Origin of the sequence: Pseudomonas sp. NPDC088414, from assembly GCF_044753325.1 — a bacterium.
GTDB lineage: Bacteria > Pseudomonadota > Gammaproteobacteria > Pseudomonadales > Pseudomonadaceae > Aquipseudomonas.
Genome location: NZ_JBIVMY010000001.1, coordinates 572,687 through 583,932, shown reverse-complemented (window position 1 = coordinate 583,932; position 11,246 = coordinate 572,687). Strand labels below are relative to the sequence as shown.

Here is an 11,246-nt window from a genome sequence, read left to right as displayed (position 1 = left end):
GAAGACGCTATTTTCTTATATTGGTAGTGGGTCTTTTGACTGCCGTAGCAACGTTCGATATTGGCTAAGTGACTGGATTGATATAGATAAATTCTCCCAAGCAGCCTGCATGGCTGTACCAGAGCTGGAAAGTAGTTTTATCAACAGTCTTATGCCGATAAACATAAAGCAGGCAGTATCAATCAGGCACTGTCCAGACTGCTTATTGAAAGGCTACCACAGTGTTTTCTTCTATCTAAAATTCATAACACATTGTCCTTGGCATAAAAAGAGATTGATCTTTTGTCGCGCCTGCAGCGAAGCCATGTCCCAAGCAGGCCTCGGGCCTAAAAAAAACAAAGATAACAATGAGGTTTATTTCAGCTTAAGGCTGCCGTGCGGGCACTTTTCGTTTGACTCTAGGCTAGGTTACGATCTTGGCTATAATGACCAAAACTTCTATTACACCCTCTGTGTGTATAGCTCCGAAATATTAGGTTGGCTGAGGCGCGTACCTCATTGCGACGAGGTAGCAAGCACATTTATTAGTTGCCTGTATGACGGCAATAGCCAAAATGAACTTGGCTATAGACACTGTTTCAACATTTGCTCTGCTAAAATTGGTCATGCAACTTGTTTATCCGTCGCTCCCTTAAGCTGCAAGAAAATCTTTTTTACCCCTCAGCATTGCGCACGTTTCGACCACACAAAACCATTCTCAGTGCTGAAAAGCATTCGGAGATATATTTACCGTGAATATTTGCGATCGCACAAGAAGTGCCTCCGAACGCTAATGGCTATGGATAGAAAGCAGTTGCATTGTCTTGATGTAAAATGCGCTTGTGCAGTGTCTTCAGCCATGCTTGGCTGGATGTACAGTTTAGGATATGTCCCGGGAAATAAGTCTGATAACATCCAACCTCCTACACTGACGCTTGGAGGTGAAAGGCCACCCATGCTCAAACAGGTTGCCATTCTTTGGTTATCTCAGTTTTATGGGATATGGGCGTCAATAGAGAATGAATTACAACGAGCTTCAATTATGAAAGGAAAATTTAAGATTTCTTTGAGCCATCGAAGTGATCCCAATCATGTCGAACTAAGTGACCATTGCGTGCTTATCACATCCAGTCAGCAAAACTCGATTGCAGAGTTTACTGTTATTATCCGTGATCCTAGTTATTTATCGTTTAATTCATTCCAGCGCTGCCTTGGGCGGCTTACTCATGATAGAGCGCTCAGTCCTGCGTCTACATGGGTCGTTTTTCATTGGGCTTATGAGCCTTCTGACGAAATCATCATGCGATATTGGGTCAACGAAGCTACGGCAGATCGCTCTCATTTTCAAAGCGTGTTATTAGGATGAGAAGAGGGCATCATTACTATCGAGTCCATCCGCATCGCGATCGTTGGCTCGGAACTCAGAGGGCAGAGCGGGGGGGGGGGGGCACAGCAGCCTATATTTCTAGGGTTTTTATATCGTTTTGCTGCTTGTCCCGGTGTGCTGCGCAATAGACCCACCTTGACCTAGTGAGCGCCTTCGAGTGCGGTGCCGTGAAGAAAATAAGGTGCGATAATTCCCCGATAGGGTGTTCAGCGGAAACCTGTAATCTTTTCGTGGGAGGTGGTGTTATGACGCGCAAATTGTCGATTGAACTGGAGCTAAATGCCAATGACTTGGACGCGCTGGACCGCTTGCTCGAGCAGCCCGAACGATTGGCCGAGAGCGTAGCTGCGCAAGATCCGCGCGAGCGCTCGCGGATGGTGCATGTCCTCAAAGAGTTGGCGTCCGCGATTCAGAATCAAACCGCTATAAAAGAGTGATCGAGTCCCAGTTGTCTCGCGGTCGTTTGGCGAGAGCTTGGGATCGGAACATTCGTCGGCTCTGTCTGTTCGTACTAAATCCGCTTTCACGGGCAGTTGCACTCAGGCCGAGAATCCGTTTTGCTCTCTCCTGGCGCGTTGACTCTTCCCTAGGCGAGGGTGTGCGGAAAAAAGGTGGTCCTCAGTATGGCCTGATCAGGTGCATGCATCGTCTCGGCCCCATCAGCCAAGGGCCTGAACTGAGTTGGCCAGTCGCTTTTCTTGACCGAACTGCGTGGTGTAGAAACGTTGTTCAATGCCATAAATCAGGAGCTTCAGCTCGTTGTCTGTCGAGATTTCGAACTGTCCACTGTTGGCATCAAAGACGAGTTGCTGACCGCAATAGCCATCTATGTAAGTGAGCATTCCTACTTTATCTTGTTCGGGTAACGCCTCTAGCGTTGCCATCGCCAAAGCAATACGTTTGCGATTCGGCTTGGACACCTTTTCCGCCGCAAAATCGTTGGACAGAGCAATAAAGGGCTTTTCAAGAAACTGCGCAACTTCTTCTTGCGTTGCCTCTTTGTACAGTTCATCGATCCCGGGAAAAATGCTGGAAATGGTGGCCAGGTTTCTGAAGATGAGGGTGTCAGAAGCCTTGAGGTAGACAGCATCCGGCTGGACATTAATCACTAAGCGACTCTCGGATTCCTCAATCTCCGCAACCTCGCCGAATATCACGGTCTTCCGTTTGATAAAAAGTGAAGGCGTAACTTTCTGAAAGTAGAAGTCTTCCCCTTGGCTGGCCACAATGTAGGAGATGTCATTGAACAGCCGTTTTGGCAAGTCGTCATATTCCTTGGCATCAAAGTCGCCTTTCACGATCTCGAGACAAAACGCTTGGGCGGAGAACTTCTCAACTTTGAACCAGGAATCTTCGTCCAGATTGTGGTCAGGGTTGTAAACCACACAAGCGGCGGGATCGATATCCAAGTTGTCGAAAAGCGTATAGTCGGAGATCAACTTGAAAAATGGTTTTTTTCTAAGCTTTTTCACCTTTACCAGTACATAGTCCATATGCTCACCCTTTTTCTATGAATGTATAGTCATTGATTCGAAAAGCTTTTTCTATCACGATGTCAGTCGGCAGCTTATACTTGGCTCGCGAAATCAGAAAAATTGACGCTCGCCGTGTGGTGGTAATGTTGTAGAACTCGTAGCCGTATAATAAAAACAGCGGGTTAAAATACAACGCTTGCGACCGGTAAGTAAAAACAAACAGAACGCCATATACAAAAATTAACGTTTCCCAATTGGGGACACTGAGTGCCACAAAAAAATAACCGAGGTAACTCGGCAAAAAACTGTTGTTGGCATGATCAATCGAATCAACCTGGCCTGATTTGAACTCATCCTTGCCCAGCGATGAGCTAAGAGCCAAGCTCAAGCCGGTGAGCAATATGGGGGCACAGAGATAGAGGATGTAAGACAGAAAATTGGGCAGTGCGACAACATGGGCGAGGTCAGGAAAAAAGTACCCCAGCGCGTAACCCTTTTGCACCAAAAATACGATCACCAGGAGAGACGTTGCATTGAAGGTCAATAACAGCCGGAAAGGAACGTTGAAGTCGAATTTCGGCCATTCCATAATATCTCCGGCATGACGTCGACTGAGAATGTCGGTGGTTGCGAGATAGGGCTTTTCCACAGTATCAAACTGCCATATTCCTCGTCCACAACGAATACGTTGCCAAGTGCGCCAGGATGGCTCAAAAATTCGCGGGTCTAGCGAAATGCAGTAACCTTTCTGGCCGATAAGGCGAGCACGGCGCAGAGCAAGAGAGCGGACCGCCCCCCCCCCGCTTTCGGCGAGTTTGTTGGTGCCGCGAGCGAACCACCACAGCAGCACTCCCGGCAGATCCCTTTTCACCATCGACCTGTTCCCATGTACCTCAGACGTGCACTGCGCCAGCCTACATAACCGCCTCAGTTTCCTGCGCGCAGAAGGCGCTCGTCCCGTTTAACCCGGCTGTTGATTCTGACGCAGGTTCGCTCGCGACCGGTATCGGTCCGAGGAGTTGACTGGCGCGGCTGTCGAGCAGGCCCCCTGCTTGAAAGTAGCCCATCACCGTGCTCACGCTGCGGTGTTCGGTCATGGCCATCACTTCACCCAGTGGCACGCCTTGGCGCCCGGCTTCGGTGACAAAGCCGGAGCGCAAGCTGTGTGCCGCCCAATCGCCCTCCAGGCCCGCCAGTTTGGCGCGGCGCTGGACGATGCGCGCGACCTGGTCCGCCGATAAGCCAGTCATCCCGATCTTGCCGCCTTTATACAGGCGACGAAACAGCGGACCGGACTCGGCCGGCGCCACCGTCAACCAGGCGGCCAGTGCCTCGGCCGCCGGCCCGCGTAACGGCTTTTCGCGACGAATACCGCCGGTGTCGGTCTTGGTGGCGCCCAAGGCATAGAGCCAGGTGCCGGCATCCAATTGGCGCACATCACCCACTTGCAGGCTCACCACTTCCGAACGTCGCCGGCCGCCGCCACTCCAGGCCAGCAGGAGCAGGGCGCGGTCACGAATGCCGCGCACGCCGTCGTCGCAGGTGGCGAGCAGCGCCTGCAAGGGCTCCAGGACGATCGCGGTTTTCTTGCGAACGTTGACGCCTTGGCGCGATTGCGCCTTGCGTGCTTCGCGCAGCAGGGTTTTTAAAGCCGGCGCCTCGGTCGGGCTGTCCCACTGATTGATTCGATGCCATTTGCCGAGTACCGCCAGACGGTGACTGACGGTGTTGAACGCCAGCGGGCCCAGCTTGCCTTTGACCCGGACTGCGACCAAGGCAGCGTCGATGCCGGGCGGCAACAGGTGCGCCCAGCTACCTTCGGCCAGCGGCCGTGCCAGGTGATCAAGGACAAACTGCACCGCCACGGCCGCAGGGAGCGGCGCATCGCCCAGTGCCTGGCCATAACGCAGCTGCAGCCAGACCGACCAGTAGGCGAGGGCGCTGCGATAACTGCGCACCGTGTTGGCCGCGGTGCCGGCGGCAATAAACGCCGCCGCAGCGTCCTGGGCGTGGAGCGCCAAGGATTGCGGGTCCAACGGCATTTCGTCGACCAGCGCCAACTGATCTGTAATATTTAATACGTTCAACGTATGATAATTCCAGTTTTTAGAAAATAACGTCGGATAACATTTAATTATCAGACCTAATATACGCTGGGGTGTGCCATGGCAGTAGGGGTGCCGGAAAACGAGGTGTTTACGGCCGCGGATGCAGTGCTGGCCCGTGGTGAGCGGCCGACGGTCGAGCGCGTGCGCCTGCAACTAGGCCGAGGTAGTCCTGCGCGAGTCGGCGGGCTTCTGGATACTTGGTGGGCGCGTTTGGCCGAACGCCTGAATGGAGAAACGCGATTGCCGGCATTACCGGGTGAGGTCTCGCATGCCTTCGTTGCCGTATGGCAGCAAGCTATCCGACTGGCGCAAGGTGTGGCCGAACAGGCCTTGGCTGAGCAACGCCAAGTGCTGGAAGCTGAGCGCGAACGACTCGCACTGGTCGAAGATCAAGCGCGTCAGGATTTGGCAAAGGGACGGCAACAGGTAATAGAGGCCATGAACGGGCGTCAAGCGGCCGAATCGCGTCTAGCTGACATGGAGATGCTGCTGCTACAACGGCAGGCGCAAAGCGAGGAGCTGCAGCAGCAGCGTGACGTGTTGTTGCGCGAGCGGAATGATACCCAGCAGCAAAACCAGACACTTCAGCAAGAGCTGCAGGCGATGCGACAAAAACATGAACAGGATCGTGCCGACCGGGATAACTACCTGCGTGGGGTAGAGGATCGAGCGCACCGCGAGGTAGACCGCGCGAGGGAGGAGGGCAAAGCCATGGCAGTCCAGCTCAAGGATGCTGGGCGGCAAGTCGCACAATCGGTACGACGACTTGAGTCGCTCCAAACCCAGCTCAGCCAAGCGCAGCAACTTGCCGCAGCGCAGCTGGCTCGAGCAGAAACATTGGAGCAGCAACTGAGCCTTATGCGCCAGCTGCCCGAGGCGAAGCGCAAACCACGAGTCAGAAAACGTGCCCCATTGCATGATCCGAAGGCTTAATCCCCTGCGCCTCAGATGGCCGCTATCGGCCAAAAGCGGACAGTCTCATTGGGACTAGACTGGTATCCCTGACGCTCGAAAGCATCTATGAAACTCGGGGCGATTCAAAATTCACATCACTCTCTCATTTCGAGAGATTCCTCAACCGCCCTCGATCAATAGCCGAATCGGGCCATTGAGCGATATTGTTGGCACAGTGCCACCCTTGAATGGACCTGAGCGCCATTGAGTAATAAGCCGGTGAGGATGGCCAACAAGGAGAGAATATGAGTCAGGCTTGGCCATACGCTGGCGCCCGCTGGTGGAAATTCGATTTTCACACTCACACCCCGGCATCAAAGGATACGAATGCTTGGCAAGCTGCGATTGGTACCCCCGATGAGTTGACGCCGCAAAAATGGTTGCTCAAGTACATGGCTGCTGAGATCGACTGTGTGGCTGTCACCGATCACAACAGCGGTGAATGGGTGGATGGGCTTAAGGCCGCTTACTCGGACATGAAGCGTGAAGCAAATTCCGGGAGTCCACCTGAGGGATTTCGCGAACTCCATTTATTCCCTGGCGTTGAGATTTCTGTTCAGGGCGGCTTCCACTTGCTCGCCATTTTCGACCCATCTGCCTCCAGCCAAACCGTCAGCGATTTGCTGGCGAAAGTGCATTACGCGGGAACGCGTGGGGATAGCGACGGTGTGACACGTGAGGGCGCTGCCAAGGTGATCGAGCATGTCATTGCCGAGGGAGGATTAGCGATTCCTGCTCATGTGGAGGGTGACAAGGGCCTACTGCAGGTTGAGCAGGGAACCCGAAAATGTTTGCTCGATACGCACACCGTCAAGCAAGTTCTAGAAGAACCGGGCATTTTGGCCCTAGAGTGGACCTCAGGAAGCAGCTCAACTCCCAAAGTGCTTGAAGAACTGAAGCTTCGCTTCGCCAATGTGGTTGGTAGTGATTGCCACAGTTTCAAAGGGACGGCGGTTCCTGGCTCGCGCTTCACCTGGATCAAAATGGCCAAACCCAACATAGAAGGTCTGCGCCTCGCGCTACTGGATGGGCAGGAGGTCTCAGTACGCCGTAGCGACCAAAGCGATGGCTTCGCACCATTCACTACCCCCGATCACTTCATCGAATCGATTGAAATTCGAAATGCACGCTACATGGGGCGTGGAAAAAATAGTGCATCTCTCCCCCTCAATCCATATTTCAATGCGCTGATCGGCGGTCGAGGAACAGGGAAATCAACCATCGTGCACGCCCTTCGCTTGGCTTATCGGAGGGAAAGTGAGCTGTCGCAGGCTTCCGAAGCTGGACAGACCTTCAATAAATTCAACGCTGTCGCGAAGACTAAAAACGACAACGGCGGCTTACTCGACGACACAGAGATCCGTGTGCAGGTTCTTCGCAATGGCTCGCCCTATCGCCTTAACTGGCGAAAGGATGACACCGAAAACATTGTGGAAGAATGGGACATCCTATCTACTAATTTCATGCCCTCTGACAGCCAGGTCATCAATGAGCAGCGTTTTCCTGTAAGGCTGTTTAGTCAGGGGCAAATTGCTGCCTTGGCCGGCGACAGTCAGCAGGCTTTGCTGAAAGTGATCGATGATGCCGCTGACACGCGATCGCAAAGAAACGCACTTGAAGACGCAAAAAGCGCATTTCTGGCTTCCCGAGCAAGAATGCGCGAAATGGAAGGGGAGTTATCAGCTCTCGAGTCCTTAACGCTCGCATTGCAAGACATAAAGCGAAAACTTGAACAGTTCGAAGGCTCCGATCACACGGTTGTGTTGAAAAACTACCAACGCACTAGCCAACAGAATCGGGAGCTAGAACGTCAATTTCAGGCGGTGACAAAGCTTGTTACAGAACTTGAAAATGTCGCTGCCACTCTGCAGCCTGATGCCCTGCAAGCAGGGCTATTTGATGCCGATGATGACAGTCCGGCTCTGGCCTGCATTCAGGCCTTGAACGCGGCTATCGGCAAAGTAAGACAGGACATCGAGGCTTCCGCTGCTGAGTTGGCAAAGCTTGGGAAAACGCTGAAAACTGACCTTGAGTCATCGACTTGGTTTACCCGAATCGCAACTGCTAAAGAAGCTTACCACCAGCTAAAGCAGAGTCTTCAGCAGCAGGGGGTAAACGATCCCAACGAGTACGACCGATTGGTTCAAGAAACTCAGCGACTGGATACCGAGTTGAGGAACTTGAACGCGTTGAAGTCGCAACATGCTGAGCTGCGCAACACTGCGATGTCACAGTTGGAGCAAATCCAGGTGGCACGCCGGGCAATCAGTCATCGACGCAGCGAATTCCTCCAGGCAACCCTACATGACAACCTCTACGTAAGGATTGAGCTCGTTCCCTATAGCCGCGATTCGCGGGGGATCGAGCGTTCTTTGCGCGAAGCGCTGGGTGTGGGAGACGGCAAATATGCGGAAGACCTGTATCAGGAGCAGGAGGCTTCGACTCCTAAGGGACTCATAGCAGATCTCATGGTGGCAGACGAGTTGCTTGGGGACACGCCCAGTTTTGAAGAGTTGCTGAAGATTTTGAGGACGCGATTATCCCAGGCCTGCCGTGGCAAACCAGAATTTGGGAGCTGGTTCAATAAATTTTTGAAAAGTGAAACGGACAAACGACCTGAATACATGGACCACCTGCTGTGCTGGTTCCCTGAGGATGGTCTGCAGGTTGAATATAGTCGCAAAGGCAACGGACGGGACTTCCAATCTATCGGTCAAGCCTCTGCGGGTCAGCGCGCAGCTGCCATGCTGGCTTTTCTGCTAGCGCATGGAGGTGAGCCTTTGGTGCTCGACCAGCCCGAGGATGACCTGGACAACCATCTTATCTATGGACTGGTCGTTCAGCAGATCCGCTCTAACAAGCAGCGCCGCCAGCTGATTATCGTCACTCATAACCCCAACATCGTGGTAAATGGAGATGCTGAGCTGATTCATGTGCTGGATTTTAACAACCAGTGTCATGTGAAGCAGACTGGCTCACTACAGGAGCAGGACATGCGGCAAGAGGTTTGCCAAGTGATGGAGGGAGGCTCGGAGGCGTTTGAACGGCGATACCAGCGTTTGGGGGGGGCGCTCTGATTAGGGTCTTGGGCGCCTACCTAAAGTGTAGAGGGCCAGAAAAAATTGACTCCCAGCATCCTCTAGCAAATGGTTATGGCAACTTGAGGTTCGCCGTCTCCATGGACTAGTGAACTGTCCTCCATTAAGGGCAGCTATGAGTCGACTGCAGCCATGCGCGACAGCCAGCAATCGGCCAAGAGCAACCGTATGAATAGCCGTTTTCGACCCATAGCGATCTTTCGCGGTAGATCGCTTAGAACTAAAGAGCCTAAGGCGAGACGAGCGGCAACCACAGGTGAGGCGCCAGTGGTAGTGCTGGATGCGCCGGAGCAGCCGGCGTGCGTATTCGGCCCGACTGCGTGCTTTTGACGCAGAGTCTAGTATTGCTTCGGCATTTGTCATGCGATCACGGCAATTTGTAATTTAAAGGATATTTGGATGGCTTCGGAACAGTTGACCCAAATTATGAGTTTTTTGAGCGGCGGCGCAATACTTCTGATCATGCAGTATTACCTAACTAGCTACTCAAGAGAGAAAGGAAAAAACCTAGCTACCAAGGAAGACATAGAAGCAATTACCGATAAAATCGAATCAGTTAAAGGTGAGCATGCCAAGCAGTTTGAGAATTACAAACTTACATTATGGCAAGAGCAACAAGCACAACTTTGGGCGCGTGAAGAATCAAAATTAAAAATCGAAACATTCAAAAAATCTGTAACTGACGTGGCGAAAGTTATAAATTTAGTTAAACAATATCAAATGCTGATTTCTGAGCGAGAGTTAGCGCTGGCTGCGGCAGGCATTGCGAAAGATGAAGAAAACGGGGTCGCGTACAAAATGTACTGGGATAAGCACCAAGAGTATATGGAACAAGCACACTCAGCTTACACAGATTTCCGAGAGATTACGGCTGAAATGAGTGGACTCTTTGCGCTATTTTCGATTTACTTTAATTTTGAACTTACAAACGCATTAACTACAATTGTGCGTCTCGCCTACAGCGAAGTTGAAATGAAAATGAGTCGCGCAAAATTTTCCGAACTTTTGAAAAATGAATATCTAAAGTCTTCCAGCCTAGAAGCGGCACGTGAGGTTGTCGGGGTTTATTATGATGGAATTTGTGCGCAGTCGCCATTACCTACTGAATCTCAGCGGTTTTTTGATCTATTGAAAATGTATGTCAATTCAGGGTCCAGCGGTGCCCCTGCACGCGAGGAAACTCGCAGCAGTTAAAGGTCTGCGGTTTAGCATTTTGGCGCCATAGAGTCGACGCCAAATTGGATAGAAGTATGATTTTTAAGAAAAATCACTACCAAAATACCGGCATAGAGTTTGACGTAACCACTGTCATTCCACTTTTTTCACCATTACACTTTCTGCAAAGAACTTGCAAATTGGTAGGATCATTCACCCCTTTAAGGGCGATAGGAACTATATGATGAATAGCCAGTTTTCCATAGGTATGGAACAAAGATGTTAAATCCGCCTTACAAATTGCACATAGACCTTTTTCTCTACAAAATAACGCCCGCTCTAGCCATTTCGGCCAGTACGTGCATCGAGGCGTTCGATCTTCCAGGCTATCAGCTATCCTGAGATTAAAAACTTTCATTGCTTCACGATCAGCAAAAAGCAATGTAAAAACTTCTGTCACCAATAGAGAAGAGAGGCTGTCCATAGCGATATCTTCTAAATACTCACTAAGGTACTGAAACTTCATCTTATCCATAAGATCATTTGTGACTGCTACCGTTTCTCCAGTCTCATCGTCGCGATATTGTTCCGCTACATATTCCTCTAATGTAATATAGTGAATGCCATACGAATTCAGCATGGCAAAAACAGGAGTTACATCTTCATACTCCCATCCACCGCCGCCAAAATAAAAACTCAAGTCTTCACGAATTACATAATCAATGTAATCGTGCAAAATAGTTTTCTGCTGAGGTTTCGCGGCTTGTACTTCCAAATTACTAGCAACATCTAATGGGTCAACCGGATATTCATTTTCAAAAATAGCTTTTCGCACCTTATCAGCATATGCGTACGACTCAGAAAAATTAAAAACATGACAGGCTGTTAAATACTCAATCATAAACTTACCATCTTGTAGTAGATCCTTATTTTTGCACCTACATTAGTTCCTCATTCGCAGTATGTCTACGCTATCAATCAGCCATTTTCCGTCTTGGTCAAAGCTCTCCTATAAAAAAGATGTGTTAATCGCCACTAGTTTTGTAGCGGCTCCAGGCCACAAGTGAGGCCTGCTAAGCGCTACCCAACC

Annotated in this window: 9 protein-coding genes; 5 read left to right on the top strand and 4 right to left on the bottom strand. The window is 51.0% G+C overall.

Features of this window, described 5'->3' with window-relative positions; all coding sequences use genetic code 11:
* The first annotated feature begins 109 nt into the window (after positions 1-109).
* Both ACIP8I_RS02630 and ACIP8I_RS02625 read left to right on the top strand, forming a co-directional pair.
* Positions 110-1,345, top strand: a complete 1,236-nt coding sequence (locus ACIP8I_RS02630; protein WP_400758421.1) for a hypothetical protein — start codon at positions 110-112, stop codon at positions 1,343-1,345.
* 266 nt (positions 1,346-1,611) lie between these two features.
* Positions 1,612-1,803 (top strand): hypothetical protein, encoded by a 192-nt coding sequence (locus ACIP8I_RS02625; protein WP_400758419.1) that lies wholly within the window; start codon positions 1,612-1,614, stop codon positions 1,801-1,803.
* A 222-nt stretch (positions 1,804-2,025) separates the two neighbouring features.
* Here ACIP8I_RS02625 and ACIP8I_RS02620 read toward each other — a convergent pair whose 3' ends face one another.
* From ACIP8I_RS02620 to ACIP8I_RS02610, 3 genes are read right to left on the bottom strand one after another with little or no spacing between them, the layout of a single operon-like run.
* A complete protein-coding gene (locus tag ACIP8I_RS02620) occupies positions 2,026-2,859 on the bottom strand; it encodes an ATP F0F1 synthase synthase (protein WP_400758417.1) in 834 nt (277 codons plus the stop codon).
* Positions 2,860-2,863: 4 nt separating this feature from the next.
* The gene (locus tag ACIP8I_RS02615; protein ID WP_400758416.1) at positions 2,864-3,715 is read right to left on the bottom strand and encodes a hypothetical protein; all 852 of its coding nucleotides are present in this window, start codon (positions 3,713-3,715) and stop codon (positions 2,864-2,866) included.
* Positions 3,716-3,755: 40 nt separating this feature from the next.
* A complete protein-coding gene (locus tag ACIP8I_RS02610; RefSeq protein WP_400758414.1) occupies positions 3,756-4,928 on the bottom strand; it encodes a site-specific integrase in 1,173 nt (390 codons plus the stop codon).
* A 78-nt stretch (positions 4,929-5,006) separates the two neighbouring features.
* Here ACIP8I_RS02610 and ACIP8I_RS02605 point away from each other — a divergent pair, with 78 nt between their 5' ends.
* From ACIP8I_RS02605 to ACIP8I_RS02595, 3 genes are all read left to right on the top strand, one after another.
* Positions 5,007-5,882, top strand: a complete 876-nt coding sequence (locus tag ACIP8I_RS02605; protein ID WP_400758412.1) for a DNA-binding protein — start codon at positions 5,007-5,009, stop codon at positions 5,880-5,882.
* A 266-nt stretch (positions 5,883-6,148) separates the two neighbouring features.
* Entirely contained in the window at positions 6,149-8,980 is a 2,832-nt protein-coding gene (locus ACIP8I_RS02600; protein WP_400758410.1) for a TrlF family AAA-like ATPase, read from the top strand.
* A 420-nt stretch (positions 8,981-9,400) separates the two neighbouring features.
* On the top strand, positions 9,401-10,195 hold the full coding sequence (locus ACIP8I_RS02595) for a hypothetical protein (protein ID WP_400758408.1): 795 nt from the start codon (positions 9,401-9,403) through the stop codon (positions 10,193-10,195).
* Between the two features lie 76 nt (positions 10,196-10,271).
* Here ACIP8I_RS02595 and ACIP8I_RS02590 read toward each other — a convergent pair whose 3' ends face one another.
* Positions 10,272-11,057, bottom strand: a complete 786-nt coding sequence (locus ACIP8I_RS02590) for an HNH endonuclease (RefSeq protein WP_400758406.1) — start codon at positions 11,055-11,057, stop codon at positions 10,272-10,274.
* Positions 11,058-11,246 lie beyond the last annotated feature (189 nt).

Excerpts from the sequence above, each read along its gene's own strand:
- ACIP8I_RS02590 (WP_400758406.1), bottom strand. The coding sequence starts at position 11,057 with ATGATTGAGTATTTAACAGCCTGTCATGTTTTTAATTTTTCTGAGTCG.
- ACIP8I_RS02600 (WP_400758410.1), top strand. The coding sequence starts at position 6,149 with ATGAGTCAGGCTTGGCCATACGCTGGCGCCCGCTGGTGGAAATTCGAT.
- ACIP8I_RS02620 (WP_400758417.1), bottom strand. The coding sequence starts at position 2,859 with ATGGACTATGTACTGGTAAAGGTGAAAAAGCTTAGAAAAAAACCATTT.
- ACIP8I_RS02630 (WP_400758421.1), top strand. The coding sequence starts at position 110 with ATGGCTGTACCAGAGCTGGAAAGTAGTTTTATCAACAGTCTTATGCCG.
- ACIP8I_RS02625 (WP_400758419.1), top strand. The coding sequence starts at position 1,612 with ATGACGCGCAAATTGTCGATTGAACTGGAGCTAAATGCCAATGACTTG.
- ACIP8I_RS02605 (WP_400758412.1), top strand. The coding sequence starts at position 5,007 with ATGGCAGTAGGGGTGCCGGAAAACGAGGTGTTTACGGCCGCGGATGCA.
- ACIP8I_RS02615 (WP_400758416.1), bottom strand. The coding sequence starts at position 3,715 with ATGGTGAAAAGGGATCTGCCGGGAGTGCTGCTGTGGTGGTTCGCTCGC.
- ACIP8I_RS02595 (WP_400758408.1), top strand. The coding sequence starts at position 9,401 with ATGGCTTCGGAACAGTTGACCCAAATTATGAGTTTTTTGAGCGGCGGC.